This is a genomic window from Streptomyces sp. L-9-10, assembly GCF_004151105.1.
GTDB lineage: Bacteria > Actinomycetota > Actinomycetes > Streptomycetales > Streptomycetaceae > Streptomyces.
This window is the reverse complement of record NZ_PHRF01000005.1, coordinates 401,692-426,826: the sequence shown is the minus strand read 5'-3', so window position 1 is coordinate 426,826 and position 25,135 is coordinate 401,692. Positions and strand designations below refer to the sequence as shown.

General features: G+C 69.2%; 31 protein-coding genes. 21 read left to right on the top strand and 10 right to left on the bottom strand.

The features are described from left to right. Positions 1 to 315: 315 nt before the first annotated feature. Both CU044_RS01850 and CU044_RS01845 read left to right on the top strand, forming a co-directional pair. A complete protein-coding gene (locus CU044_RS01850) occupies positions 316 to 753 on the top strand; it encodes a hypothetical protein (protein ID WP_240045266.1) in 438 nt (145 codons plus the stop codon). Further along, a complete protein-coding gene (locus CU044_RS01845) occupies positions 729 to 1,382 on the top strand; it encodes a hypothetical protein (protein WP_129766616.1) in 654 nt (217 codons plus the stop codon). Before CU044_RS01850 ends, CU044_RS01845 begins: the two co-directional genes overlap by 25 nt. 230 nt (positions 1,383 to 1,612) lie before the next feature. Here CU044_RS01845 and CU044_RS01840 read toward each other — a convergent pair whose 3' ends face one another. Continuing rightward, positions 1,613 to 2,215: a CGNR zinc finger domain-containing protein gene (locus CU044_RS01840; protein ID WP_205124043.1), complete on the bottom strand. Its 603-nt coding sequence runs from the start codon at positions 2,213 to 2,215 to the stop codon at positions 1,613 to 1,615. Positions 2,216 to 2,399: 184 nt separating this feature from the next. On the opposite strand from CU044_RS01840, the gene CU044_RS01835 reads away from it, so the two are divergent. Continuing rightward, positions 2,400 to 3,260, top strand: coding sequence for a DUF427 domain-containing protein (locus CU044_RS01835; protein WP_129766615.1), 861 nt, complete (start codon positions 2,400 to 2,402; stop codon positions 3,258 to 3,260). Positions 3,261 to 3,294: 34 nt separating this feature from the next. Further along, the gene (locus CU044_RS01830; protein WP_129766614.1) at positions 3,295 to 4,008 is read left to right on the top strand and encodes an SDR family oxidoreductase; all 714 of its coding nucleotides are present in this window, start codon (positions 3,295 to 3,297) and stop codon (positions 4,006 to 4,008) included. A gap of 133 nt (positions 4,009 to 4,141) precedes the next feature. On the opposite strand, the gene CU044_RS38290 is transcribed toward CU044_RS01830, so the two are convergent. Beyond that, positions 4,142 to 4,318, bottom strand: a complete 177-nt coding sequence (locus CU044_RS38290; protein WP_165371746.1) for a hypothetical protein — start codon at positions 4,316 to 4,318, stop codon at positions 4,142 to 4,144. A gap of 301 nt (positions 4,319 to 4,619) precedes the next feature. Here CU044_RS38290 and CU044_RS01825 point away from each other — a divergent pair, with 301 nt between their 5' ends. The 6 genes from CU044_RS01825 to CU044_RS01800 all read left to right on the top strand — a co-directional run bounded on the left by CU044_RS01825 (position 4,620) and on the right by CU044_RS01800 (position 10,593). Next, entirely contained in the window at positions 4,620 to 6,380 is a 1,761-nt protein-coding gene (locus CU044_RS01825) for an MOSC and FAD-binding oxidoreductase domain-containing protein (RefSeq protein ID WP_129766613.1), read from the top strand. A 122-nt stretch (positions 6,381 to 6,502) separates the two neighbouring features. Beyond that, a complete protein-coding gene (locus CU044_RS01820) occupies positions 6,503 to 7,372 on the top strand; it encodes an alpha/beta hydrolase (protein WP_129766612.1) in 870 nt (289 codons plus the stop codon). 180 nt (positions 7,373 to 7,552) lie between these two features. Beyond that, the gene (locus CU044_RS01815) at positions 7,553 to 8,317 is read left to right on the top strand and encodes a MerR family transcriptional regulator (RefSeq protein WP_129766610.1); all 765 of its coding nucleotides are present in this window, start codon (positions 7,553 to 7,555) and stop codon (positions 8,315 to 8,317) included. Between the two features lie 211 nt (positions 8,318 to 8,528). Further along, positions 8,529 to 9,287: a class I SAM-dependent methyltransferase gene (locus CU044_RS01810; RefSeq protein ID WP_129766608.1), complete on the top strand. Its 759-nt coding sequence runs from the start codon at positions 8,529 to 8,531 to the stop codon at positions 9,285 to 9,287. Positions 9,288 to 9,315: 28 nt separating this feature from the next. Beyond that, complete coding sequence (locus tag CU044_RS01805) at positions 9,316 to 9,888, top strand: YceI family protein (protein WP_129766606.1); 573 nt, start codon at positions 9,316 to 9,318, stop codon at positions 9,886 to 9,888. 186 nt (positions 9,889 to 10,074) lie between these two features. Beyond that, a complete protein-coding gene (locus tag CU044_RS01800) occupies positions 10,075 to 10,593 on the top strand; it encodes a GNAT family N-acetyltransferase (protein ID WP_129766604.1) in 519 nt (172 codons plus the stop codon). A gap of 92 nt (positions 10,594 to 10,685) precedes the next feature. Here the strand turns inward: CU044_RS01800 and CU044_RS01795 are convergent, their stop codons facing one another. Continuing rightward, the gene (locus CU044_RS01795; RefSeq protein WP_129766602.1) at positions 10,686 to 11,450 is read right to left on the bottom strand and encodes a TetR/AcrR family transcriptional regulator C-terminal domain-containing protein; all 765 of its coding nucleotides are present in this window, start codon (positions 11,448 to 11,450) and stop codon (positions 10,686 to 10,688) included. Between the two features lie 218 nt (positions 11,451 to 11,668). Here CU044_RS01795 and CU044_RS01790 point away from each other — a divergent pair, with 218 nt between their 5' ends. Further along, complete coding sequence (locus tag CU044_RS01790; RefSeq protein WP_129766600.1) at positions 11,669 to 12,256, top strand: ester cyclase; 588 nt, start codon at positions 11,669 to 11,671, stop codon at positions 12,254 to 12,256. Next, a complete protein-coding gene (locus CU044_RS01785; RefSeq protein WP_129766598.1) occupies positions 12,253 to 13,038 on the top strand; it encodes an MBL fold metallo-hydrolase in 786 nt (261 codons plus the stop codon). Before CU044_RS01790 ends, CU044_RS01785 begins: the two co-directional genes overlap by 4 nt. 44 nt (positions 13,039 to 13,082) lie before the next feature. Here CU044_RS01785 and CU044_RS01780 read toward each other — a convergent pair whose 3' ends face one another. Next, complete coding sequence (locus tag CU044_RS01780) at positions 13,083 to 13,481, bottom strand: helix-turn-helix domain-containing protein (RefSeq protein ID WP_129766596.1); 399 nt, start codon at positions 13,479 to 13,481, stop codon at positions 13,083 to 13,085. A 131-nt stretch (positions 13,482 to 13,612) separates the two neighbouring features. On the opposite strand from CU044_RS01780, the gene CU044_RS01775 reads away from it, so the two are divergent. From CU044_RS01775 to CU044_RS01765, 4 genes are all read left to right on the top strand, one after another. Further along, a complete protein-coding gene (locus CU044_RS01775) occupies positions 13,613 to 14,002 on the top strand; it encodes a VOC family protein (RefSeq protein ID WP_129766594.1) in 390 nt (129 codons plus the stop codon). A 214-nt stretch (positions 14,003 to 14,216) separates the two neighbouring features. Beyond that, on the top strand, positions 14,217 to 14,612 hold the full coding sequence (locus CU044_RS01770) for a hypothetical protein (protein ID WP_240045265.1): 396 nt from the start codon (positions 14,217 to 14,219) through the stop codon (positions 14,610 to 14,612). A 424-nt stretch (positions 14,613 to 15,036) separates the two neighbouring features. Next, entirely contained in the window at positions 15,037 to 15,192 is a 156-nt protein-coding gene (locus tag CU044_RS38285; protein ID WP_165371745.1) for a DUF6131 family protein, read from the top strand. Between the two features lie 194 nt (positions 15,193 to 15,386). After that, the gene (locus CU044_RS01765) at positions 15,387 to 15,878 is read left to right on the top strand and encodes an SRPBCC family protein (RefSeq protein WP_129766592.1); all 492 of its coding nucleotides are present in this window, start codon (positions 15,387 to 15,389) and stop codon (positions 15,876 to 15,878) included. 115 nt (positions 15,879 to 15,993) lie between these two features. On the opposite strand, the gene CU044_RS40145 is transcribed toward CU044_RS01765, so the two are convergent. Beyond that, positions 15,994 to 16,329, bottom strand: coding sequence for a hypothetical protein (locus tag CU044_RS40145; RefSeq protein WP_345790110.1), 336 nt, complete (start codon positions 16,327 to 16,329; stop codon positions 15,994 to 15,996). Between CU044_RS40145 and CU044_RS01755 the strand changes: the two genes are divergently transcribed. From CU044_RS01755 to CU044_RS01745, 3 genes are all read left to right on the top strand, one after another. Next, the gene (locus CU044_RS01755; protein ID WP_240045278.1) at positions 16,269 to 16,724 is read left to right on the top strand and encodes a cupin domain-containing protein; all 456 of its coding nucleotides are present in this window, start codon (positions 16,269 to 16,271) and stop codon (positions 16,722 to 16,724) included. The two genes, CU044_RS40145 and CU044_RS01755, sit on opposite strands and share 61 nt — an antisense overlap. 232 nt (positions 16,725 to 16,956) lie before the next feature. Then, positions 16,957 to 17,406: a nitroreductase family deazaflavin-dependent oxidoreductase gene (locus CU044_RS01750; protein WP_129766586.1), complete on the top strand. Its 450-nt coding sequence runs from the start codon at positions 16,957 to 16,959 to the stop codon at positions 17,404 to 17,406. A gap of 407 nt (positions 17,407 to 17,813) precedes the next feature. Beyond that, a complete protein-coding gene (locus CU044_RS01745) occupies positions 17,814 to 18,719 on the top strand; it encodes a class I SAM-dependent methyltransferase (RefSeq protein ID WP_129766585.1) in 906 nt (301 codons plus the stop codon). Between the two features lie 183 nt (positions 18,720 to 18,902). On the opposite strand, the gene CU044_RS01740 is transcribed toward CU044_RS01745, so the two are convergent. The 3 genes from CU044_RS01740 to CU044_RS01730 are packed head-to-tail and all read right to left on the bottom strand — an operon-like array spanning position 18,903 to position 22,227. Beyond that, entirely contained in the window at positions 18,903 to 20,006 is a 1,104-nt protein-coding gene (locus CU044_RS01740; RefSeq protein WP_129766583.1) for an NAD(P)-dependent alcohol dehydrogenase, read from the bottom strand. Next, positions 20,003 to 21,412 carry an aldehyde dehydrogenase family protein gene (locus CU044_RS01735; RefSeq protein ID WP_129766582.1) on the bottom strand — a complete coding sequence of 470 codons (1,410 nt, stop codon included), beginning with the start codon at positions 21,410 to 21,412 and terminating at the stop codon, positions 20,003 to 20,005. Before CU044_RS01735 ends, CU044_RS01740 begins: the two co-directional genes overlap by 4 nt. 8 nt (positions 21,413 to 21,420) lie before the next feature. Continuing rightward, positions 21,421 to 22,227, bottom strand: coding sequence for a (5-formylfuran-3-yl)methyl phosphate synthase (locus tag CU044_RS01730; protein WP_129766678.1), 807 nt, complete (start codon positions 22,225 to 22,227; stop codon positions 21,421 to 21,423). 222 nt (positions 22,228 to 22,449) lie between these two features. Between CU044_RS01730 and CU044_RS01725 the strand changes: the two genes are divergently transcribed. Further along, entirely contained in the window at positions 22,450 to 23,652 is a 1,203-nt protein-coding gene (locus CU044_RS01725) for an epoxide hydrolase family protein (RefSeq protein ID WP_129766677.1), read from the top strand. 65 nt (positions 23,653 to 23,717) lie between these two features. Here the strand turns inward: CU044_RS01725 and CU044_RS39980 are convergent, their stop codons facing one another. Together CU044_RS39980 and CU044_RS01720 are read right to left on the bottom strand one after the other, a co-directional pair. Next, positions 23,718 to 23,843 carry a hypothetical protein gene (locus CU044_RS39980; protein ID WP_275670168.1) on the bottom strand — a complete coding sequence of 42 codons (126 nt, stop codon included), beginning with the start codon at positions 23,841 to 23,843 and terminating at the stop codon, positions 23,718 to 23,720. Positions 23,844 to 24,080: 237 nt separating this feature from the next. After that, positions 24,081 to 24,608 (bottom strand): DinB family protein, encoded by a 528-nt coding sequence (locus CU044_RS01720; protein WP_129766580.1) that lies wholly within the window; start codon positions 24,606 to 24,608, stop codon positions 24,081 to 24,083. A 194-nt stretch (positions 24,609 to 24,802) separates the two neighbouring features. On the opposite strand from CU044_RS01720, the gene CU044_RS01715 reads away from it, so the two are divergent. Continuing rightward, entirely contained in the window at positions 24,803 to 25,036 is a 234-nt protein-coding gene (locus tag CU044_RS01715; RefSeq protein ID WP_129766579.1) for a hypothetical protein, read from the top strand. The last annotated feature ends 99 nt before the right edge of the window (positions 25,037 to 25,135 follow it).

The following is a 25,135-nucleotide window of genomic DNA, read 5'->3' as shown; positions in this document are numbered from 1 at the left end:
CCTTGCGATCCTCCCCCGTAGCCTGAACGGCACGGGAGGGACCCCCTCCACCAGACCCCGCTCCCTGATCCGGCCTGATCCAAACGAAAGACCCTAGGCGCGATGTCTCCGTGGGGCCTGCCGGGGCGCTTTGCCGGCTGATCGCGCCCTTGTCGCGTGAACGACAGCGACAAGCCTCCGTCGTCTGTGTCGTCATCTATGTCGTCTGGGTCGTCGTCCATGTGCGGATACCTGAATCATCCGTCCGGGGAGCAGAGAAACGAATCTGCCGACGAGGAAGACATATGGCCGCCCCGGGTGTGGCACGGTCCGGACATGAGGATGATGAGCGTCGTGGCCGCGACAGTCGTCGCTGCCGTACTCGTTGCCGTGCCGGTGTCCGACGCGTCGGCGGAGCGGTACTGGAACAAGAAGGTGAAGTGCGAGGAGACCGATCCCGACGGACGGGTGATCCCCACCCGCCACGGCAACGGCGACCTCGGCTGGAACCACTTCTCCGGCAAGCACAACATCAAGAAATGCAGGATCGTTGACGCCGCCTTGGCCGGGAAAGTGGACAAGAAGAACGGGGGGCGCCTCGAATACCACGGTGTCGCCCTCAACAACGGAAAGCGGGTCGACATCGTGGTCGTCGTGCAGTACGCCCGCCGCACAGCCGATGGTGAATACGACGCGGGCAAGGGCAAGAAGATCGGTGTCATCACGGCCTACTGCAAAGGCGTCAACAAGTGCCCGAACTGGATCAACGAGTGAGCGGTCTGTGCGGGGAGACGGTCGAGCAGCAGGCGCACATCACACGCTTCCTTCTCGACTACACGGTGATGCCCCTTGCCGGCCGGACCTTCCTGCGCGGCGTCCTGCCGACGCGTGAGGCGGTCCGGATCGTGACCGGCGCCGCCGACGCCGAAGCGGCGCGGGAACTGGTCGCGTACGAGATCCCGCTGTCGGACGACGATGACGAGCCGGTCACCGCTCCCCTGGTACTGGGCTGGACACGAGCGCTCGCGTCCGGCGGTCTCCCCCGTTCGGACAGGTCCGTGATGGGCATGGCCCTGGTCCGCGTGGACACCGCCGAGGTTGAACCCGCCCCGCCGGCTCGCACGGACCGGGCGCTGCGCGTCCTGCGCGCACTGGCTTGGCCGTTCGTCGAGACCCCGCCGGACCCGGCGCTGTGCGGTTTCCTCTTCACCGGCCCGGACAGCATGCGGCTCTACCTCGCGGTCGAGGAAGCCGACGGTCTGATCGCGGCGGACGTACGGCTCACCGGCGCGCTGACGGCCCTGCTGGCCGCGCTCCCGGCGCTCGTGTGCGAGAAGGAACGCTGGGTGGCGGACAAGGCCGATCCCCACTGTGTCCACGCAGTTGACCTCACCACTTGGTGACAGCCGACGGGCCGAAACCACAAGCGGCCGGGAGTGTCGGGCGGTGCGGGAAGCAGGGAGGTCCCGGCGGTTGCGGATTCCGTGGCTTCGCCGCGTATGTCAGCGAGGTGTGCCAGCCGGCCCACGACGCGCTCGGGAAACGAGTTCTGTCTGGTCCAACCGCTCGGTCCGGCAGGCGCCCGGTGCTTGCGAACGCGGCATGGGTGGTGCCCCGCCGGTGGCAGACCTGCCTACACGGATCGGTCGCCGTGTGTGCGTTCATAGTGGCGGGCGACCCGCGCGCGGTTGCCGCAGATGTTGCTGGTGCACCACTTGCGCCGCTTGTTCCCGGCGAGGAAGAGCATCGAGCAGGCCGGATCGGCGCAGCGGCGCAGGAGCCGGAGCCGTTCGGGGTCGGCGAGCAGCCCGATGGCCTCCGCGGCGATGGCGGCCAGCGCCGCGTTCCCGCCGTATTCGGTGTGCCAGCGCTCCTCGCGGTGGATGCCATCCGCCGTCACGACCAGCCGAGGGCTCATGGGAGCCGCGGACGCGGCGGCGTTGAGGTCGTCCACCGAATGGGGCCGGGCGTCGCGGGCCTCCAGATGGGAGTCCAGGACGTCGCGGATCGCGGCGCGCAGCCGGCGTGTGGCCGCGGCGTCGGGAACAGGGCCGGGCGGCAGGCTTCCGGATTGCAGCGCCCACCAGGTCGCGGAGGCGTCCCGGGTGCCGATGAGGTCTGTGGCCGGTTCCGTGACCGTCATCAATGTGTCGGCCAGGTCCAGCGCGACGAGTGGTTCGCCGCCCATCGGGAACCCCGCGCCCTGTAGCTCATCCACACCCACTCGAATGCTCACGCTGCCACTGTATCCATTAGCCATCCATGAGCCCCCGACAGGGCACCAGGGGTACCTGGACGAGCACCCTGAGTCAGAACGGGTCCGCATGCCTCTCCTTGCGAGGCACGCCTAATGGTTCTACGGTTGATTTATCCGTTAATCGCGAGCTCGTAGTAGGGGCCTCCGACGAAAGGAACCGGTCATGGGACTCGCATGGCAACAGGGACCGCACTCCCCCACCGCGCTCGGGAGGTTCCTCACCCCCGAGCCCCTGCCGGAGAGGCTGCTCTTCGCGGAGCGGCTGCGCCGCCGCATGAGGGTGAGATTCGGCGGGGAGTGGATCGCGGACAGCGAGGACGTCGTCGTGCTGCACGAGCCGGGACGGTATCCGGTCGCCTACTTCCCGCTGTCGTCGGTGCGCCCCGGCGTGCTGGTGGCCGACGGGCACATCACCCGGCACCGCGAGCTCGGCGAGACGTCCTGGTTCACCGCGAACGCCGCGGGCCATCGCGCTGAACGCGCGGCGTGGCAGTTCACGGGGCTCCCCGCGTACGCCGGCGAGTTGGAGGGGCGTGCCGCCTTCGCGTGGCCGGCCATGGACGCCTTCTACGAGGAGGACGAGCGGATCCTCGGGCACGCGGCGGACCCGTACCACCGCATCGACATCCGCGACACGTCCCGCACCATGGAGGTGCGCTCGGGGGACACGCCGATCGCGCGGACCACCCGGCCCGTGGTGCTGTACGAATCAGGGTTCGCACCGCGGTGGTACGTGCCGCGCGAGGACATCCAGGAGAAGGAACTGACCCCGGTCGAGGGCCGGACGTTCTGCCCCTACAAGGGGCTGGCCGACTACTACGACATCGGTGAGTCCAAGCGGGCGGCGTGGTCGTACCGCGATGCCTACGCCGAGGTCGGGCGGGTCGGCGACCTGGTCTCGTTCGAGCCCGACAAGGTCGAGGTCCACCTCGACGGTGAGCGGCTGCGCCTTGAGCCGGGCCAGCAGGTGGTGCCCCACGGGGCCGACCGGGGTCTGGGAACCGAAGAGGTCCTCACCCGCTGAAGACGAGGTCCTCACCCAAGCGAAGGAGCGCATGATGACTGGTTCTCTGCAGGGCGAGACGGTTCTTGTGGTCGGGCGCGGGAGCGGCATCGCGCGGGCCATTGTCGGCGCGGCAGCGGCCGAGGGGGCCCAGGTGGTCGCCGCGGGACGTAACCGCGAGGCACTTGAGTCCGCGTACAAGGGCACGTCCGTGTCCGTGAAGGGTGTCGACCTTACGGACGAGGCCTCGATCGCGGCTCTGGCCGACGACGTGGGCAGCGTCCATCACGTGGTGTCCACCGCCTCGGCGAGGGCCCGCGGCGCCCTCGGGGAGTTGAGCCCGGAGGCGATCCTGCTGTCCTTCCACACGAAGGTCGTGGGTCCGATCATGCTGGCCAAGCACTTCGCGCCCGAGATGCCGAGGACAGGGTCGCTCGTGTTCTTCTCCGGGGTGGCCGCTCTTGAGCCGGATCCCGGATTTCTCGGGGTGGCGGCGACGAACGGCTCGGTGAACGTGGTGATCCGTTCACTGGCCGTGGAACTGGCCCCACTGCGGGTGAACGCCATCTCCCCGGGGACCGTCGACACCGGAGCGTGGGACGGGCTGGGCGAGAAGAAAGGCGCCTTCCTGGAAAAGCTGTCCGCGGCCAACCCCGCACGCCGGCTCGGCACGCCCGAGGACATCGCCCAGGCCGTGGTCTTCGCCATGACCAATACGTTCATGACGGGCGTCAGCCTGGCGGTCGACGGAGGGCAGCCGCTTGTGTGAGCGGCCGGGTCCTGTCGTCCCCGGCGGGGTCGGGGCCCTCGCCGGAGCCCCGGGCCGGCGTGGCAGTGCGCGGAGCCAGGACGTACCCGCGCCCCGGGCCACGGCGGGATCGCCGGTGCCGAAGGAGGACGGGCTATTCCTCGCGTTCGAGCTCAGCGCGGGCGCGCTCGGTATCGAGGTCCTGCTGCGCGGCACGGTAGATGTCGCCCGCCAGCTTACGGGCGGCCTGGGGGTCGTCCGCCGACGAGACCGTCCGGATCCGGTCGGCCCACTCCTCCATGCTGCGAGGGGTTTCGGGATTCTTGCTCACATAACCTTTGTACCTTTCGGTGAGTCTCTTTGCCTCTCGTGGCGAAGGACAGCCCCGGACGGCGCGACGCACGGAGCCCGGGACATCCAAGGTTCCCAGGCATCCACGGTTCGGCTGCGAAGCCGGGCGCTGATACACCGGACCACTAAACTTGATGATCTGGTGGACGGCGGCCCCCTCTCGGCCGAGACGTCCGGTCAACTCGGGCCAACACATCCGGTCGCGCCAAGACGCCCGATCGATTCGAGCAACATCAGGCGACCAGCTTCACCGTGCGGCGGCACCGCGCTGGGAGGATGACATGGCGACCCTGCTGTCAGTCAACGTGGGACTGCCGACGGACGTGCCCTGGCAGGGCAGAACGGTACACACGGGAGCGTGGAAGTATCCCGCCGGCGGCCCTCGGATGGTGCGCCGCCTCAATATCGACGGAGACGGCCAGGGAGACCTTCAGGGCCACGGCGGGGAGCAGAGGGCCGTCCTCGTCTACCAGACGCAGTCCTACGCGTACTGGCGCAAGGTTCTTGAGCGTGACGATCTCGACTTCGGCCAGTTCGGGGAGAACTTCACCGTCGACGGACTCGCGGACGACGAGGTGTGCATCGGCGACCGATACCTCATCGGCGAAGCCGAATTCGAGGTCACCCAGCCACGTGTCACGTGTTACCGGGTCGGCATGCGGCTCAACGAACCGCGCATGGCCTCCCTGCTGGTCGCCCACCACCGCCCCGGCTTCTACCTCCGCGTCATCACCGAGGGCCAGGTCCGGGCGGGAGACCGGATCACCAGGACCCGCACCGGCAAGGGAGCGCTCACCGTCGCCGACACCGATGCCCTTCTCTACCTCCCGGGGGCCGATCCGGCCAAGCTGCGTGCCGCCCTGAACATCGAGGCGCTCAGCCCCGGATGGCAGCAGTCCTTCCGGGACATGAGCCGCCGGCTCGACCAGCCGCCCGGCCCCGCGCCCGTCGCACCGGGATGGAAGGGCTTCAAGCGGCTGCGCGTGAGCCAGGTCGTCCACGAGACCCCGGTGGTCTCCTCGTTCTACCTGCGGTCCGCGGACTCCCAGCCGCTGCCCACCGCCATGCCCGGCCAGTATCTGAGCCTGCGGATCCCGAGAGAGGGCCAACCCGCTCTGGTGCGTTCGTATTCGCTGTCCTCCGCTCCCGATGCCACCGAGTACCGGATCAGCGTCAAACGCGAGGAACGCGGCGCGGCGAGCACCTACCTCCACACTCATCTGAACAGAGGCGACGTCATCGAAGCGGCCGCCCCACGCGGGGCGTTCGTGCTGGCCGATGAACGCACGCCCGTGGCGCTGTTCTCGGCGGGCATCGGCGTCACCCCCGTTCTGGCGATGCTGCACCAACTGGCCCGCGAGCACAGCTCCCGTGCCGTGTGGTGGGTGCACACCGCGCGCGACCCCGGACAGCACGCCTTCGCGGAAGAAGCCCGGCAACTGGTCACGCGGCTGCCCCACGCCCGTTCCTTCATCTACTACACCGCCCCGGATGACACGGTCCCGGAACACACCGTCCCGGATCCCGAGGCCACCGGGGGGCCGTGTGTGATTCACGGACGCATGACCAGCGGAGCCGTCCGGGAACTGGGCGTGCCCACCGACGCGCACGCCTACCTGTGCGGTCCCACGGGCTTCATGTCGGATGTGACCTCCGCTCTCCAGCTGGCGGGGCTGAGCGGCTCGAACATCCACACCGAAGTCTTCGGAGCGCCGGCCGCCATCAACCCCGGCGTCACCTCTCCAGGGACCGGACGTCCCCACCAGCCGCCCGGCCCCCAAGGCACAGGCCCCTCCGTCACCTTCGCCCGCAGCGGACTGTCCACCCACTGGTCGGACCAGTACGCGACGCTGCTGGAGCTGGCGGAGGGATGCGACATCCCGACGCGCTGGTCCTGCCGTACCGGGGTGTGCCACACCTGCACCACTCCCCTGCTCACCGGCCAGGTCCAGTACACGACGCAACCCCTGGAGGATCCCGAGTCGGGTGACGTGCTGCCGTGCTGCAGCATCCCCACCACCGATGTGCTTCTCGACCTGTGAGGTGACGGGACCGGACCCCCGGACCAAGTCGGACCGAGTCGGTCGGACCGAGTCGGACCGGACCGCCGGATCACCGGACCGCGAACAGCCACGAACCGTTCACAGCAATACTGGAGGTTGGAATGAACAGCGTTGTGCATCACCGCACCGCCACCGTCAACGGCATGGATGTCTTCTACCGGGAGGCCGGAGACCCGCGGGCACCGGCACTCGTCCTGCTTCACGGCTTCCCGTCGAGCTCGCACATGTTCCGCAATCTGATTCCCGCTCTCGCCGACACCTACCGCGTCGTCGCGCCCGACATGATCGGATTCGGGCAGTCGGCCATGCCGACGGTCGACGAGTTCGACTACACCTTCGACTCCCTCACCGATGTGACCGCCGGGCTGCTGGAGCAGCTCGGTGTCGACCGGTTCGCGGTGTACGTGCACGACTATGGAGCGCCCGTCGCCTGGCGGCTCGCCACGCGGTCTCCGGGGCGCATCACCGCGATCATCACGCAGAGCGGAAACGCCTACACCGACGGGTTCGTCAAGACGTTCTGGGACGGGCTGTTCGCCTACGCCGAGAACCCGACGCCCGAGACCGAAGCCCCTCTCCGCGGTGTCCTGACGCTCGAACTGACCCGCTGGCAGTACCTGAACGGGGTCGCGGATCCGAGCCTCGTCAGCCCGGACACCTGGACCATCGACCAGTCGCTGCTCGACCGACCGGGCAACGACGCCATTCAGCTCGCGCTGTTCCGCGACTATCCGGGCAACGCCGCTCTCTACCCCCAGCTGCAGCAGTACTTCCGCGACAGCCAGGTGCCGCTGCTGGCCGTGTGGGGAGCCAACGACGAGATCTTCGGTCCCGACGGAGCCCACGCCTTCCAACGCGACCTGCCGGAGGCGGAGATCCACCTCCTGGAGTCCGGGCACTTCGCCCTGGAAAGCCATCTGGAGGAGATCACCGACCGCATCCGCGCGTTCCTCGCCCGCGTCATCTCCTGACCCGCAGGTGACGGACACGAGGCGCCGGGTCCGGAACACACCCGGCGCCGGACCGGGGCCGGGGTTCCCACCTGCCGGAAGATCCTGGGCGCCACCGGCTTGACCTTTCCGCAACGTCAACTTCTACCGTCGAAGACACGGGCCGGAGAGACCGGCCACGAGAGCGGGACGGAACGCGCCATGACCTGGTCGATCGCAGAAGTCGCCCGGATGTCCGGGGTCACCTCCCGGACACTGCGGCACTACGACGAGATCGGCCTGCTCACCCCCGACCATGTCGGGACGAACGGCTACCGCTACTACGAGGTGGACCAACTGCTGCGGCTGCAGCAGATCCTGATCCTGCGCAGGCTCGACCTCGGGCTGCCTCAGATCGCCGAGGTCCTCGACCGGCAGACCGACCCGGTCGCGGCGTTGCGTGGTCACCTCAAGCGGCTGCTCGTCGAGCAGGACCGGCTCGGCGCGGTCATCGCGACGGTCACGCGCACCGTCTCCGAACTCGAAGCGACGCAAGGAGGGCCGGCCATGGCCGCCATCAACCGTGCCGAGAACCTGTTCGAGGGCTTCGACTCCACGCAGTACGACGCCGAGGCGCGCGAACGCTGGCCGCAGAACTACGACAAGGCCCAGGAGTTCGCCGCGACGCTGACACCGGAGGACACCGAGCGGCTACAGAAGGAGGGGACGGCGGCGATGATCCGGATGGCCGAGTTCCTGGTCGCCGGCGTCCCGGCGGACGATCCAGCCGTACTGGACGAGGTCGACCGGCAGTACCGCTGGCTCTGCAACTTCTGGACCCCCGACGCGGCGGCCTATCGCAACCTCGGCCAGATGTATGTCGACGACGAGCGGTTCACGGTGACCTACGAGCGGGTCACACCAGGCCTGGCCGAGTACCAGCGCGACGCGATGGCCGCCTACGCCGACGCCCGGCTGAGCCAGTAGCCGGAACCTGTACCGGTGACGGACAACCCGCCGGGTGACGACGGCCCACCCGCCGGCCGCCGTCACCCGGCGGACGTCCGCGCCCAGGCAGCGGTGTCCCCCTCGGGCCCCGGTCGGCGTCGTACAGGGCTCTGCGGCGGGGTGCGCCCGTGGCGGCGGCACGCCGAAACTCACTGGTCATCCAGGACCGGCTCCGCATACGTTCGGCGGCATGGCTGACGAGTGCTTCGGGCATCCACGGCTCGCCGCGATCTATGACCCGCTCGACCCCGACCGCGGTGATCTCGACGCATACGTGCGGATCGCGGACGAGTTCGGGGCAAGCCGAGTGCTGGACATCGGTTGCGGGACAGGGGTGTTCGCCCTCCTCCTGGCCGGTCGCGGGATCGAGGTCGTCGGCGTCGATCCCGCCCGGGCGTCCATCGATGTCGCGCGGGCCAAATCAGGCAGCGAGCGGGCCCGTTGGATCTGCGGTGATGCGACAGCCCTTCCTTCTCTGCGGGTTGACCTCGCGACGATGACGGCGAACGTAGCCCAGGCCATCGTTGATCCGCGGACCTGGCGGAAGACGCTGCGGGGAGCCTACGACGCACTGCGGCCTGGCGGGCACCTGGTGTTCGAGACCCGGGATCCGGCGCGACGTGCCTGGGAGGAGTGGAACAGCGAGAGCTCTTACCGAGTGACGGAGATTCCAGGATTCGGCGCCGTCGAGAGCTGGATCCAGCTGATCGAGGTGCGCCGGCCGCTGGTGACATTCCGGGGGACGTACGTGTTCGCCGAGGACGGCCAGGTGCTGACGTCGGATTCGATGCTGCGCTTCCGTGAGCGGCGGGAAGTGGAAAGGGACCTGACCGCTCACGGCTATGTGGTGGAGGACGTTCGCGACGCGCCCGACCGACCGGGCCGGGAGTTCGTCGTCGTCGCGCGACGTCCGGAGGCCGGTGGCCCCCTGTCGTCCTATCCTGACTGAAGGGGGCCGACAGTGCCAGGGAGCCGCCATGGCCACGACCACATGGTTCTTCGAGCCCAGCCATACCGGTGCGGAGTTCCGCGCCAGGCACATGATGATCACCTACGTGCGCGGGCAGCTCAAAAACGTACACGGCTTGCTGGAGGTCGATCCCGACGAGCCGGAGAAGGCCCGCGTCGAGGCAACGATCGACGCGACCCAGGTGTACACCGGCCAGCCCGAGCGCGACGCCCACCTGCGCAGTGCCGACTTCTTCGATGTCGAGCACCACCCGACATGGACATTCGCCGGGTCGCGCATGCGTCAGGTGAGCGCGACCGAGTTCGAGATCACCGGAGATCTCACCGTACGCGGGGTGACGCGTTCCGTAACCTTCGACGTCACCTACTTGGGACAGTGGGACACCCCGTGGTGGGAGGGCGGCCGCGACCTCGGCCCGAGGCGCCGCGCCGGTTTCCTCGCAACCACCCGCATCAATCGCCATGACTTCAGTGTGAGCTGGAACGACGTGGTCGACCGGGGCGGAGTGGTCGTCAGCGCCATGGTCGACGTCGTGGTGGACATCGAAGCCGTCCTCGAAACCGACGAAACGGCCGTCTGAGCGAGGCCACGACGACGGCTGCTCAGGGTGTCGCCGTCGTCCGTGAATCCGACCGGGCGGACGGGTGGTCGGACGGGTGGTCGGCAACTCTTCCGCGTCCTCATCAGCCCCGAGGGTTCATCGCCAGGGCCGGTGCTTCGTCGTAATCGTGTGGCGGGCGGACGGCGGGGTCTATACAGTCCCCCCGTGCCTGAGCCGCAGCTGCTTCGTCCGGATCATGCCCCGGCGCTCCTCGCCTTCGAACGGGAGAATCGGGCCTACTTCGCAGCGTCCATTCCTGATCGGGGCGAGGAGTACTTCACCCGGTTCGACGAGCGACACCGTGACCTGCTCGCCGAGCAGGAGGCCGGGGTCTGCTATTTCCACCTGCTGATCGGCGCTGCGGGCGAAGTGCTGGGGCGGGTCAACCTGGTGGACGTGGCGGATGGTGCTGCCGATCTCGGGTATCGGATCGCGGAGCGGGCCGCGGGTCGGGGGCTGGCCACCTCGGCCGTGCGGGAGGTGTGCGGCCTTGCCGCCGACAGGTACGGGTTGACCGCCCTGCGGGCCGCCACCACCCTCGACAACGCGGCGTCCCGAGCTGTGCTGGCACGTACGGGGTTCACCGTCACCGGCGAGACACGACTCTCAGGCCGGCCAGGTCTGACGTACCGTCGAAGCCTTGAGGATCTCTCCGGCCCGTGTGTCGATGTGAACCGCCCCTGATCGGCGCCGGGGTGGCAGGTTCGGTGCCGTGGTGACAGGTGCCTGACCCGCAGGACAATGCGCATCGCGTGACCTGCCGTCGGGCGATTCCGTCAGGACGCGGGCTCGGCGCGGTCTCCGCCGAGGCCGGTCTGCGGCCGGGGGTTCGGAGGGCCGCCGTCGTAGGGCACTCCGGTCCGCGCCGCCAGTCCGGCGATCAGAAGCTCCAGCCCGTAGTGGAACTCGGCGTCGTGATCGCTCGTGGCGAGGTAGGGCGCGACGTCGGCGAGGAGAGGGGCGCCCGTGCTCGTGATGGCGTCGACGCGCTGCTGGATCTCGTCCGGGTCCGTGGTGCCCAGGTGGAGGGCGTAGCCCAGCTCGCGCATGAGCGTGCCGACGATGAAGGCGGTGTAGCTGCGCAGTACGTGGACCATCTCCTCGGGCGAGAGGCCGAGTTCGGTGATGGTGGCCAGTGTTGAACCGATGGCTTCGAGGGCCGCGGGCGACTGGGTCGGCCTGGTGAGTACCAGGGGGAATGCCTTGGGGTGGCGCTTGGCTGCGGCGCGGAACGCGGTGGCATGTGCCCGGATACGGTCCTGCCAGGTGCCGTTGTCACTGCCGCTGCCGGTGTCGGGGTCGCTGTCGGTGCGGGGGAACTCGATCCGGGCGAGCAGTACCTCGGCCACACCGTCCAGCAAGGCGTCCTTGTTGGGCACATGGCTGTAGAGCGACATGTTCTCGATGTCGAGTTCGGCGGCCAGCTTCCTGAGGGAGAAGGAGTCGGGTCCGTCACGGTCGATCATCGTCACGGCCGCGGCGATCACCTTCTCCCGCGTCAGACCGAGTCGCCTGCCCCTGCCGGTGCCTCGAACCGTCATGCGTTGTCCTCCCTCGCTCGCGGCGGCTTCCGACCACACGATCTCGCCATGCACTTGACATCACTTGCGGCGCAAGTCTAGCGTCACGGTCCCGAACGAAAAGACTTGCACCGCACGTCAGTTGAGACCATTACACGCCCTCCGGCGACCGGTCCCGAACCGACCCGCGGCTCCTTCCCCCACCCCCACAGCATGGCCGAGCAGAAGCCGGAACGATCATGATCACCGAAGAAGTGCGCGCGGCGCGTCAGAAGCTCGTCCTCGATCACTTTCACGACGAGGTCCGCCAGGAGTGGGACGACGTCCTGTCGACGTTCCCGCACCCCCACTACGAGCTGATCTCCACGATGACCGTTCATGACGGCGACCGTGCCGTCCGCGGTTACTACCACGACACCCGCGTCGCCTTCCCCGACCAGGATCACGAGATCATCGCCCTGCGCCACAGCGACGACGCCGTGATCGCCGAGTTCTGGCTGCTCGGCACCCACCGTGGCCCCCTCGGCGCCATTCCGCCCACGGGCAGCCGCTTCCGGGTGCGTATGACGGCGTACTTCATCTTCGACGAACACGAACAACTGGTCTGCGAGCGCGTCTACTTCGACACCCTCACCATGCTCCGGCAGCTCATCGGCGGCCTGAACATGAAGAACCCCAGGAACTGGATTCTGGCCGCGCGCTGCCTCAAGGGCCTTCTGAAGATGTCCGGCGGCGAGCCCCACCCCTCTCTCGTCGACACCACGCCTCCCGCCCTCGCCGACCGAGCCGGCCCGCGGCCCCCCACCCCCAAGGAACCCCGCCCGTGAAGGTCCACCACCTCAACTGCGGAACCATGCGGTACCTCTCCACCCACCTGGTCTGCCACGTGCTGCTCATCGAGACCGGCACCGGCCTCGTTCTCGTGGACACCGGCTACGGACTCGACGACATCGCCGAACCAGCACGCCGGGTCGGCCCGGCCCGCCACATCGTCAGACCCGCGTTCGCCCCGGAGGAAACCGCCGCCCGCCAGGTCGAGGGACTCGGCTTCCGCCGGGAAGACGTACGCGACATCCTCATCACGCACTTCGACGCCGACCACATCGGCGGCCTGTCGGACTTCCCGCACGCCACCGTCCACGTCACGGCGGCCGAAAAACTCGGGTCGATGATCTCGCCGTCGCGGCGCGAGAGGATCCGCTACCGCTCGGCCCAATGGGCGCACCAGCCGAAGATCGTCGAGCACAGCCCGTGCGGCGAACCATGGCAAGGCTTCCCCGCGGCCGAAGAACTCGTGGACATCGCCCCCGGTATCGTCCTGATCTCCCTTCCCGGCCACACCCGCGGACACGCCTGCTTCGCGGTCGACACCGGCACCCGCTGGATCCTCCACGCGGGCGACGCCTTCTACCACCCCGGCACCGTCGACGGCCGCTCCCGCGTACCCGCGGCCCTGCGCGGCATGGAAAACCTGGTCGCGTTCGACCTGAGAAGGGTCCGGGACAACCACGCCCGCCTCGCGGAGCTGCGTCAGCGCGCGGACCCCGGCCTGGCCATCATCTGCGCCCACGACCCGACCCTCTACGCCACGATGCGCGCCGACGGCTGACCTCGGCGCGGAAGCACCCGACGCGGGGAGGCCAGGGCCGCGGGTCAGCGCGGGGTGTCACCGCGTGTGTCATAGAGGTGGCGGGCCGCCTCGATCTCGCCGAGGTACCGGCGGGTCACGGAGCACATGCCGTTGACCGTGTCCCGCAGCGCCAGGCCCGCTTCGGTGAGGCGGTACTCGACACGAGGCGGCACGGTGGCGTACACCGTCCTGTCCACCAGACCGTCACGTTCGAGCCCGCGCAGGGTCTGGGTGAGCATCTTGTGGCTGATGCCGTCCACCGCGGTCCGCAACTCGTTGAAGCGCAGAGTGCGGACCTCCAGGGCGTTGATGACGACAAGCGCCCATTTGTTGGCCACACCGGCGTAGATCTCGCGGGCCAGGGAGTCGGCGCGCATCACATCGGCGTCCTCGGGCATACGGCTGACCTGTTCGGTCACCAAGAGGTTCCCCTCTCACCGAAAAGTACGTTCTTCCACGTCAGAGGATACTCACCTACGGTTTCCAAGTATCCGGAAGAAACCGAAGGCGGCCCTGGCATGCCTGCCGCCGCCGACCTGGCAAGGAGCCACACGTGCCCATTCTGAGGACATACGCCCGGCTGTGGACCGACGACCTCGATCACGCGCTGCCGCTGCTCAAGGATCTCACCGGCGCCGAGCCCCACCTGCGGATGGCGTTCCACACCGTCGAACTGGCCGCCATCGGCGACTTCCTCGTCATCGCGGGCCCGGCCGAAGACCGCGCGGCATACGCGCACGCCTCCGCCACCGTGGTCGTCGAGGACCTCGACGCCGTGAAAGCGACGCTGGAGGCCGCCGGCGCCACCATCACCACTCCCGTGACGAGCGGCCCGACGGGGCGGTTCCTGTACGCCCGCCACGCCGACGGTGCCGAGGTCGAGTACGTCGAATGGACGCCGGAGCTGGTCCGACCGCACGGCCGGGGTGCGGAAGCGGCGTAGACAGACCGCCGCGGTCAGGACACACCAGGCCGGGCGAAGCCCGGCCCCCGTACGCCCCGCACGCCCCTCGCCGCCCTCGCCGCCCTCGCCGCCCCGGGCCGCAACGCGCGAACGTCATGAGTGCCTGTACTCATGCATGCGAACCTCCCTCCCTCCATACTGTCTGTTACATGACAAATCATGGGGAGGGGCAGGCGTGATGCGTGCGAGGAGCATGGTGACCGCGGCGATGGTGGCCGCGTTCGGCCTGACGGGAGCGGGAGTCGTGCCCGCCGCGGCGGCCGGAGGTCTTCTTCCTCACCCCGGGCCGGAGGGTCTGGTGTGGGTGGAGGAGATGACGGGAGACGGTGGAGCCGCGTCGGGGGGCGCGTGGGAAGAATTGCCGACCGTGCTCACCGTTGCCTGTGAGGGCGGAGGCAGTGTGGTGGTGACGATGGAGTCACAGCAGCTGCGGGTGGCCGAATTCACGGTGGACTGCCCTGCCGGCAGTGCGGGCGTGGGCTCGGTGACCATGGATGCGGGTGTCGTACAGCAGGGATCCTTCACCGTGGGAATCGATGCCTCACAGGAAAGCATCCGGTGGGCCCTGACGGTGACGCAGCCCGAATAGAGATCCCTGCGGCCCCGCCCCAGCAGTCGCTGCCGGCCCGCCGTCAGACCAGCGGGTGTGCCATGCGGGGCGTGGCACACCCGGTGACGCGCCGCCAGGACCTCGACGCCTCGTCACCGCCGGCCTTCGATCACGGCGGGCCCGGTGGAGCGTCCGGGCCGGCGGCGTGCTCAGCGAGAGCCCGGTCGTCATCGCCGGCATGAAGCGATGGGCGTACCAGCGGGAAACCCGGTGCATCCCTCCCCGTACGGAACGCGCGGATCGCTCCGACGCCCTCCCGCCCATCGGGTGTGATGCCGTGCGACTGACCGGTTTCCCATGCGTCGATACACGGCCGCGGCCCACGTTCACCCACCGCTTGCGTGTCGCGAGGGGAGCCAAGAGGGCGCAGACTGGTGAAAATTGCGGACGATTGGGGCACGCGATGATCCTCATCGGCGTCATCTTGCTTGTGGTCGGTTTCGTCACCGGCATCTCGGTCCTGTGGACCATCGGGATTGTCCTCGCCGTCATCGGCGCCATCCTCTGGGTACTGGGGGCTGTTGGGCATGGCGTAGGCGGCAGGCGCCACTATTGGTGACCGATAGGCAGAGGTAAGCGGAGAGCGGCTCTGGGGTATCAGCAAGGGCGTGCCGATGCGCGGCATGTGCGCTCACGCGAATCCAGGCGTGGTGCTTTCATCGGCGTACGGCGGCACCCTCCCGAAGGCCATGTGACCTCCGGGACTCGGACCCGCACTCACCACGGCTCACAGCGATTCGTCAGGGAGGGCACATGGCCGTACGACACCACCTCATCGCCCGCGAGCCGGCCGCTGTCTGGCGGGTCCTCTCGGACCCGGCGCGGTACGCCGACTGGGTGGTCGGCACGGCACGTTCCTTCCCCGGAGAGGGCCGCTGGCCCGAGGTCGGTTCCTCCCTCACCTATACGGTGCGGCTGGGCTCCAAGGAACTGCGGGGATACACCGTCGTCCGGCGTCATGAGCCCCCGCGGTGGCTGGAGTTGGAGGCACACAGCGGGCCGCTCGGCACGGCGCGCGTCGCCCTCGACATCCGGCCCTGGGGTGACGAGACCCTGGTGATCGTCGACGAGCATCCCCTGCGCGGCTTCGCCGGTGCGGCCCACAACCTCGTCCTGGACGCGTTCTTGCAGGTCCGGCACCGTGGCATGCTCGGACGGCTCGCGGCGGCGGTGGAACACGACGGCCCCGCCCCGGCCGGAGCGCAGGCCGGCCCGGCCACGAGCCGGGGCCGCGCCGACGGTTGAACACGACCGGGGGTACGTCGGGGCGGGGCAGAAGCGCCGCGTGGGACGTTGCCGCCCGGTCCGCCATCCGGGCGAGCCCCCGGACCGGCTCAATGGCGAAGGACGCCCTCGGCGCTCAGCCGCGGTCCCTGAGCGGCCGGGTCGTCGGCGCCATGCCGGCGATGTAGATGTCCACGAGGCGCTGCGCGGTCTGGTTCCAGCCGGAGACGTGCGGGAGTCGCTGCGCCATCAGCGCGCCGAAGATCACGAGGTCGGCCGTGCGCACGTCGTGCCGGATCGTGCCGTCCTGCCGGCCTCTGCACAGCAACGAGCCGAGCTTCCGGTGCACGTCGGCCTGGGACGCTTCGCCCGCACGAGCGTCCCCGCGCCTGAACGGAGCCTGCCGTGAGCATGGTCTATCTCGCGCAACCCGAACAGCAGCAGCAACTCGAATGGCTCGACGGCGGCACACTGGCGATGCTGCTCGACGGCAAGGCCACCGACGGTCAGCTCATGATCGGACGCTTCGACGTCGCAGAGGGCGAGGCGCCGCCCTATCACAAGCACACTCTTGAGGACGAGGTCTTCCTGCTGCTCAAAGGCACCGCCCTGGTGTGGTGCGACGACCACGAGCACGAACTCGCCAAGGGCGGCGTCGTGTTCCTGCCGAAGCAGATCCCGCACGGCTACCGCGTCACCTCCAAGAAGGCCGACCTGCTGATGATCAACACGCCGGCCGGCATCGAGGGGATGTTCCGGGAGACCGGTCGTGACAAGTCCACACCACGTCCGCCCGGCTTCCAGGTGACGCCCGATCCCGCCCTCGCCGACAAGTACGGCAACGTCATCGTGGGCCCGCCGCGCTGACCGGCCCGTTTCCCGGGGCTTACGAGCCGCGCGGCTGTCCGGGGCTTGCGGACTCCAGCAGATGACGCCGCACGCCCTGGACGTGCCCGGTCATTCGCTGTCGGAGGCCGCGTCCGCGCACGAACTCAGCACAACCGGCAGGATTCGTCGCGAGGCCTTTCTCGTTCCTGCTTCCTGACTCCCGCTTCCCCGCCACGGAACCCACGGCCCCGAGAACCAAGACGGAGGAACGATGTCCGACGCAGACTCGATCAACGCACGCACCATCGCCGAGTTCCGTGCCAACCATGGGCAGGTCGGCGGAAGTTTCGCCGGAGTGCCGCTGCTCCTGCTGCACACCGTCGGCGCCCGGTCCGGCGCCCAGCGGATCAATCCCGTGATGTACCTGCCGGACCGGGAACGCTACCTCGTGTTCGCCTCCAAAGCCGGCTCCGACCGAAACCCCGACTGGTACCACAACCTGCTCGCTCATCCCGATGTACAGATCGAGGTCGGCGACGAGATCCTTACCGTGCATGCCTCCGTACTGGAGCGGGATGAGCGCGACGCGGCCTTCGCGGAACAGGCGAGCCGCTACCCCGGCTTCGCCGGCTACCAGAACAAGACCGAGCGGATCATCCCCGTCATCGCGCTTACGCCCACCGGCGTCCCCGGCGCCTCCACCCCGTCGCCGTCGGCCTGACCTCAGCCCGAATCCCGCATGAGCCCGAAGAAAGCACCACCAGGACTCAGCAACAGCGCCAAGCCCTCGACGAATCTCCTGCGTCACGGCCCGCTGGACGTCGGCGGTGCTATCATCGAGCAGCGGGCGATATTCACCCGTTCAGGTGAACGGGACCGGAGTTTCGCGCGGCGGACGGTCGTCGGCTGGATAGTGAGGACGCCGCACGATCTCCGGGTTCGGATTCAGGTCGGGAATGCGGTGGCCGATCATTCCCGAATTCTCCTCGCGCCATCCTGAGCCGCCGGCACGACATCGCACACGTACGGAACCGGCTCGTACGTTCACCGCGGATCCGTCCCTCGCATTCGTCGCTTTTTTCGCTTTCCGCACTGCTCGTGGTCTCAGCTCGCCCCAGGGGAGGACACATGGTCGGCACAGCACATAGGAACACCGGTGTGGAAGGCGTGGAAGAGGGTGTCGGTCTGACCGCCCTCATGGTCGCCGCGGCGCGGGCGATCGAGACTCACCGTCATGACAGCCTGGCACGGGACATCTACGCGGAACACTTCGTGCTGGCCGCACCGGCTTCCGCGGGCTGGCCGGTTCGCGTGCAACAGGCTCCGGACGGGGACGCGAACCCGCTGTGGGGAAGGTTCGCCCGCTATTTCGGACTGCGGACGAGGGTCCTCGACGACTTCCTCCTCGAGTCGGTCCGCGCGGGCGCCCGCCAAGTGGTCCTGCTCGGGGCGGGGTTGGACTCGCGGGCGTTCCGACTCGACTGGCCTCCCGGCTGCGTGATCTTCGAGATCGACACGGAAGGCGTGCTGGCGTTCAAGCACGAGGTGCTCGGCGGGCTGTCGGCCACGCCGAGGGCGGCCCGCGTACCGATCCCGATCGATCTGCGCGACGACTGGGTCGGAGCACTGGCCGACGCCGGATTCGACACGGCCGCACCGAGCGTCTGGCTGGCCGAAGGGGTGCTGTTCTACCTGCCCAACGCCGCCGAGACAGCGCTCATCGACTCGGTGGACCGGTTGAGCGCAGGGGGAAGCGCCCTGGCGTTCGAGGTCAAGCTTGAGGCGGACCTGCTGGCATACCGAGACAGTCCGCTCTACACCTCGACGAAACACCAGATCGGTATCGACCTGCTCGATCTGTTCGCCAGAGAGCCGCGGCCCGACTCCACGGGTGCTCTGACGGGCAAGGGCTGGTCCACATCGGTCCACACCCCCTTCGACTTCACCCGTCGGCACGGACGCGGCCCGCTGCCCGAGGAGAACGACGCGCTGGCGGGCAACCGGTGGGTGTTCGCGAACAAGCCACGGCCGTAACGCCGCCATCGGCCGAGGGCCGGGGCGTCTCCCCCGCCGGTACGTCTCCCCCGCCGGGACGGGAGCGCACCGACGAACATCGCGGGAGGGTCGGCCACGGCCACGGCCGTGCGGTGTCCGTGGCCGGTCGTCAGACGGCGGTGGCGCGGTCGACCAGACAGGCAGCGGCGTGGAAAGCCCCGCTCATCGGTTCCTCCCCTCCGGAACCAGGATGGGTTTGACCACGCGGCCCGCGTCGCAGTCGCGTTCGGCCTCGTTTATGTCCGCGAGCGGGTACGTACGGATCAGCTGGTCGAAGGGGAACCGCCCGGCCTGCCACAGTGCTGTCAGCCGTGGGATCAGCAGTCCCGGCACCGCGTCCCCCTCGCAGATGTGGGAGATCCGCCGGCCCCGGTCCAGTGCTCCCGGTTCGAGCGGCAGCGCGGTGTGGAGCCGTGCCACCAGGCCGAGGTGACCGGTCGGGCGCAGGGCCCGCAGCGCGTCGTTGATCAGCTGGGCGGAACCCGTGGTGTCCAGCGCGTACCGCGCGCCGCCGTCGGTCAGTCGCCGGATGCGGTCGGGCAGGCCGGCCGAGTCGGCGTGCAACGGGATGGCGTGGAACCGCTCGGCGAGGGACAGGCGTTCGGGGTGCCGGTCGACGGCCACGGTCACCGCCCCGGCGGCGGTGGCGGCCATCACCGCGGCCAGGCCCACCGCCCCCGCGCCGAACACGGCGACGGTGTCGCCGGGGCCGGCACCGAAGGAGTTCAGCACCGCTCCGGCTCCGGTGAGGAAGCCACAGCCGAGCGGTCCGAGCAGTTCGATGGGCAGCTCGGGGTCGACCCGGACGGCGTTGCGGGCCAGGACCATCGCGTACTCGGCGAACGAGGACTGACCGAACCACCGGGGGGCCAGCGCTCCCCCGGCCGCGTCGGTGAACCGCGCCGCGTTCTCCCCGCGCCCTCCGAAGAGGTTGAGCGAGGCGAAGGAGTCACAGTAGGCGGGAGCCGCACCCATGCAGTTCCGGCAGTGTCCGCAGGAGTCGAAGCTCAGCACGACATGGTCGCCGACGCTCAGGCCGGTGTCCGGGCCACCCGTCTCCACCACGACCCCGGCCCCCTCGTGGCCGAGTACCGCCGGCAGTGGTGAGCGGCCCGCCGAACGCCGGACCGCGAGATCGGTCCGGCACAGCCCGCAGCCCGCGATCCTGACCAGGATCTCGCCGTCGGCCGGCCCCGCGGCCAGGATCACCTCCTCGACGGTGAATCGGCTCTCGTACGAGCGCAGTACCGCCGCGCCGAACCTCATGGGCCCGCCTCCTCCGGACGGTGCACGACGAACGGTCTGAGGTTCCCGTAGAGCCCCCACGGTCCGCCCGCGACGCCGACGCCGCTCTCCTTGATGCCCGCGAACGGCTGGGCGAGGGACAGTTCGGCATGGTGGTTGATCCATGCCGTCCCGCACTCCAGCCGGTCGGCCACCGCCTCGGCACGGTCCAGGTCGGTCCCCCATACCGAGCCGCCCAGCCCGAAGCCGGTGCCGTTGGCCGCCTCGATCGCTTCGTCGAGGCTCCCGTACGGCAGCACCGGCAGGACCGGACCGAATTGCTCCTCAGTGACCACCGGACTGTGGGGTGGGACATCGGCCAGGATCGTCGGGGCGAAGAAGTAGCCCGGCCGGTCCAGCCGGTGGCCACCGGTCACGGCTCGGGCGCCGTCGGCCAGGGCCCGCGCCGTGTATCGCTCGACCCGGGCCAGTTGGGGGGCGTTGTTGACCGGCCCCAGCCGCGAGTCCGGGTCGATCCCGGCTCCGACAACGGCGCTCTTCGCACGCTGTGCGAGCGCCTCGGCCACCTGGGAGTAGAGCCGGACCGGGGCGTAGACGCGCTTGACCGCCATGCAGACCTGCCCGCAGTTGCGGAAGGCCGCCCAGAACAGCCGGTCCGCGATCCTCTCCACATCCACGTCCTCCAGCAGGATGGCGGCGTCGTTACCGCCCAGCTCCAGGGTGACCCGGGAGAGCGAGGCCGCCGCGACCTCCGCGACGGCCCGTCCGGTGGGAATCGAACCGGTGAAGGTCACATGGCGTATCCCCGGATGGGACGCGAGTCGGGCGCCGAGAGGTTCGCGGCCGGTGACGATCGTCAGTACGCCCTCGGGAAGGGCGGTGGAGAGGACGGACCCCAGCAACCGTGTGGCGAGGGGTGTGAACGGGGAGGGCTTGAGCACCACCGTGTTGCCCGCGGCGAGTGCGGGCGCGAACTTCGCCGAGGCGAGCTGGAGGGGAAAGTTCCACGGGACGATCGCGGCGACGGGCCCGAGCGATCGCCAGCGGATCTCGCTGCGTACCGGGCGTCCGTCCGTGATCGGCCGGGATCCGGGGTCCAGCTCCGCGAAGTAGCGCAGCCGGGCCGCCGTGCGGGCGATCTCCGCGTACGACTCGGCCAGGGGCTTGCCCTGTTCGCGGGTGAGCAGCGGAGCGAGCTCGGCCCCGGCCGCCTCCACGGCGTCGGCTGCCGCGAGCAACGCGGTGGCGCGGGTGACGCGGTCGGCCCGCCAGCCGCGCCAGGCCTCGTGGGCCCGGTCGACGACGGCGTCCAGCTCGTCCGGCCGCTGGTCGGGAGCGTCGTCGAAGGCCTCGCCCGTTGCCGGATCCAGGACGGCGAAGCTCCGGCCGCGGGTCCCGGGCGCCTGTGGGTGCTGACGTGTCGGCATGCCTGCGGTCAGCTCGCGGCGGCGGCAGCCGCGTACTCCCGGGCATGCTGGTCCATCTCCGCCCGGAAGGCGGCCACCAGGCTCGGCTGAATCCTTCCTGCGTTGCGATCGCCCCCTTCGCAGACCGCCCCGCGCACGCCCACGATGTCCGTGCCGATGCGGGTCAGCTCGCCGAGATCTGCCCCCTTGACACTGCCCGCGAGGGCCGCGAGCAGACCGGCCTCGTGGGCCAGCCGGACGAACTCCGCGCAGACGTCCGGCGGAACGTGGTCGAACAGCCGTGTCCCGTCCTTGATCGCGGTGTCGAGCATGGCCGCGTCGGAGCCGGAGCGGAGGGCGATGTCGGGCAGTGCGAGCGGGTTGACGCAGCCGATCCGGTGGGCGTCGGCGTAACCGGAGGCGACGACGAGAGCGTCCGGCCGGTAGTCCTTCACCGCCCGGACGACCCCTCGCATGACATCGATGGCCTGTTCGGGCGTGGTGCACCCGTAGAGGCCGACCTTGATGTACGTGGCTCCGGAGACGGCCGCACCGAGCGCCGCCTGGGCCACCGTGCCGGGCTTGTACGGAACGTCTCCCACGGTGGCGGACACCGGCTTGTCCGCCGGGACGGCTTCGCGGATCTCCCGGATGACCCACGGGTAGTTCGCGCCGAGCGAGCCCTCGTCGGGCTTCTTGACATCGACGATGTCGAGGTACTCCGCCGCCTTCGCGCAGTCGAGGGCCTCCTCGACGCTGTCCGGGGAGATGAGAAGCAACAACGTGGACTCCTTCCACCGCGTGTCCACCCGCCGGGGGCGGGTGCGCGGAGGCATCTGGATCACTTGCGGTCCGCTCATCATTGCGGCGCCCCGTGACCATCGGTAGGGCGTGCGGAGTCCGAACGGATCGTGGCCCACGCCGTGTCCACCCCGTCGTGCGCCGTCCACGCCGGTTCGAAGGCGGAGCGCACCGCGAGCGTCGGGACTGTGTCCGAGTCGGAGGTGGTTCGCCGAAGTTGCCGGGGGCATCCGTACGTAGCATGTGCAGGTATGACGATGTTGGCTGACCAGAGCATCCACCCGTTCCGTATCGACGTCCGTCAGGACGAGGTGGATGATCTCCACGAGCGCCTCGACCGCACCCGTTGGCCGGACGAACTGCCCGGAGTGGGCTGGGCATACGGTGTTCCGCGGGACTACCTCAAGGACCTCGTGAGGTACTGGCGGCACGAGTACGACTGGCGTGCCGCGGAGGCCCGGTTGAACCGGTGGCCGCAGTTCACCACCGTGATCGACGGGGCGAATATCCACTTCGCCCATCTCCGTTCGCCCGAGCCCGATGCGACCCCGCTGGTCATGACGCACGGCTGGCCGGGTTCGATCGTCGAGTTCGCCGAGGCCGCCGGTCCGCTCACCGACCCGCGAGCCCACGGCGGCGACCCTGCCGACGCGTTCCACCTGGTGCTGCCGGGCATTCCGGGGTTCGGGCTGTCCGGGCCCACGACGGACAGAGGCTGGGAGTTCAAGCGGGTGGCCGGAGCGTTCGCCGAGCTGATGGAGCGTCTCGGCTACGAGCGGTACGGGGTGCAGGGCGGTGACTGGGGAGCGGCCATTTCCCGGGAGCTCGGCCGGACACGGCCCGAGCATGTCATCGGTGTACACCTCAACCTGCTGCCGAACTCCGCGGCGACACAGGCCCCCAGCGCGGAAGACCTGGACGCTCTTGACCCCGCCGAGCGCGAGCGCACGCTGGCCTCCTGGGAACGCACCCGGGAATGGAGCCGTGACCGCCAGGGTTACGCCGACATCCAGTCCACTCGGCCGCAGACCCTGGCCTACGGTCTCACCGACTCACCCGTGGGCCAACTGGCCTGGATCGTCGAGAAGTTCAAGGAGTGGACCGACTCCCGCGACCGTCCGGAAGACGCCGTCGACCGCGACCAGATGCTCACCAACGTGATGCTGTACTGGCTGACCGGCACGGCGGGCTCGTCCGCCCGCATCTACTACGAACGCGCGCATGCCGACTACTGGGGCACGCCGCCCGAGCCCTCGACGACGCCGACCGCGCTGGCCGACTTCCCACGCGACAACTTCATTCCACTGCGCCACATCGCGGAGCGGACGAACAACATCGTGCAATGGACGAGTTACGACCGGGGCGGGCACTTCGCGGCCATGGAGCAGCCGGACCTGCTGGTCGGCGACGTAAGAACATTCTTCCGAAGCTTGCGTGACCACCGGATCCACCACGGATAGCCCGGTTGTGCCGGCCGCTGGCACGGCGCCGCTCTCACCACCGACGGAAATCGGCTCGCTTCAGGTCAGCTACTGCGTCGCGTGAGGCTGTAGACGAGGACCAGCACAGCCGCGGCCATCACCAGCACGTGTAACCACGCGGGGGCGGCGGAAGCGTCGGCGGCTGCGGTCGTCGTGAGCGAGGTCATCATGATGTCTCCTTCAACAGGGCTGTCCCGAGACGGAATCGCGGTCGTCGCGTGCGCCCGCCCTCACCGTGCGGAGGTGCGGGTGTCCGTCCGGCCGAAGGGGCGGTCGGGTCAGCGTCGGTTGCGGCTGTCCCTGCGTGACCGGCCTCTTCGGCGGTTGGTATGCGTGTGCCCCCGTATCGAGAAGGCAGACCTGTTACGACGCTCGCGTGGTGATTTCAAAGACAGCGCCGGACCATCTCAGGCCCCGGAGACTCCATCGATGCGTTCTCGGAGCAGATCGGCGTGGCCGTTGTGACGTGCGTATTCCTCGATCATGTGAACCATGATCCAGCGAAGGGACACCCCATGATCGCCTATCTGGCCGGCATCCTGCTCGGACAGGCGACCCGAGTCGGCCAGTGACGCGGCCGCGGTGAGCTCACGGCCTTGAGCGACTTCCGCCTGCCAGCGGGCCATTGCCTCATCGAGTCCCTGGTCCGGACGAAGGGCGAAACCGTCTCTGTTGTTCTCCCCGAAGACCAAGGGCACATCCTGACCGGCGAACACACGCTGGAACCAGTTGCGCTCCACCTCCGCCATGTGCTGGACAAGGCCCAGCAGCGTCATCGCCGATGGTGCCGCCGAGGCCAGCCGCACTTGATCATCGTTGAGACCCGAGCATTTGAGGGCGAGAGTCGCACGGTGGAAGTCAAGCCATGCTTCCAGCATGGCGCGCTCATCGGCATGCGCGGGCGGGACGGGGCGTCCGTCCGGTGTCGTCTTCATCACCGCATCCTGGCAGAAACCGCCATGGCCGCGTCGCCTACCAAGCCCGAGAGGCATCGGGGCGGTTGGCCGCCGCCCCGGGTCGGCGGACACCGAACGCTCGGGGTGGGCCGCGCGCCTCGTACGGACCGCGCAGGAACAGGGGTTGTCAGGCGTGACCCCTTCCCGTTCCCGGTCAGCGGTAGCCTGGGCGCATGAGCGCACGGAGCAACTGGCCCCCGGAGGAAGGCGGGCCCGCGCCAGCCCCGTCGCCCAATGACGGTCCGCAGATCACTCATGCCGAGTGCCGGCAGTGCGGCACGCACATCGCCGGCCTGGACGGCCGCTACAGCTGCGGGGTGTGCGGCTGGGTCAACCACCACTCCGAAGGACACCGCGAGCTGCCCACCGCCGAAGACGACACCGACACCACCAACCACCTCGCCTGAGGAGCGGCGGCCGACTGCCGGCCGACAGCGGCGTCGCGGGTCGACTCCGGCGTGCGGGATGTCCCGTCCCGGTCGGTCTCGTCCTCACGTGCCGTCCGG